This is a genomic window from Acidisoma sp. S159, from assembly GCF_009766125.1.
Classification (GTDB): Bacteria; Pseudomonadota; Alphaproteobacteria; order Acetobacterales; family Acetobacteraceae; genus Acidisoma.
The window spans coordinates 132,492-133,233 of the sequence record NZ_LMUG01000104.1; the positions used below are offsets into that span (position 1 = coordinate 132,492).

The following is a 742-nucleotide window of genomic DNA, read 5'->3' on the forward strand; positions in this document are numbered from 1 at the left end:
TGCCCGGGGGGCGTGGCGCGGCAGGACGTTTATCGAACCAACGGTCAAGATCTGACACTCGATATCCAAGAGCGAGGGGTTCGCTCGCATTCAATTTCGGTCGTCCAAGACCAAGGACACTCATCGCAAAGCGTTCATTCCAAACCTGCTCATCACTCAATAATGCGAGCCTCCTGCACATAGCCGAAGGCGCCCCTGCCCGGCCAAGCCCGTCCGTCAGGATAGCGCAATTCTATCCCGGCGAGGTCCTTCTCATCCGCAAGGCGCATATTGACGCCTATCTGGCTATTCCCGAACTTCGATATGGCGCTTGCGGTGAGAATAAAATGTGTCGTTGACCCACAATTTGCACAGAAACGGATTTCTGCAGCTGGGTCTTCCTTGTCTTCCCGGCTATATCCTTTCGTCATGCCCACGACGCTGACTTCCGAGGGATGCAAATAGGCCCAGCGGGCGCCCGACTTGCTACAAAGCGTGCAATTGCACTCGTTGATGAAGTCCAGTCGCTTTGGGATTTCGATGCGGACTTGGCTGCAGAGGCAGAAGAGCGTCAACATTGCCAATGTCATACCAGCGGAGCCGCTCGCTTGGTAGAGGCGGTTCGACTTCCACATTCATACGTTTCCAGCCCGGTCGCGCCAGGGCCACGCGTCAGGTTGTCACAAACTAGGGTCAGGACCCATTAATTGCTTGCTTCGGCTCGGCGCATTGTGATTCTGGAGATGGCGGGAGGATACCGTCA

At 55.9% G+C, this 742-nt stretch carries 1 protein-coding gene; it reads right to left on the bottom strand.

What is annotated here, in order from left to right; genetic code table 11:
- Positions 1 to 152 precede the first annotated feature (152 nt).
- Positions 153 to 614, bottom strand: a complete 462-nt coding sequence (locus tag GSQ92_RS29755; protein ID WP_216857050.1) for a GFA family protein — start codon at positions 612 to 614, stop codon at positions 153 to 155.
- Positions 615 to 742: the final 128 nt, after the last annotated feature.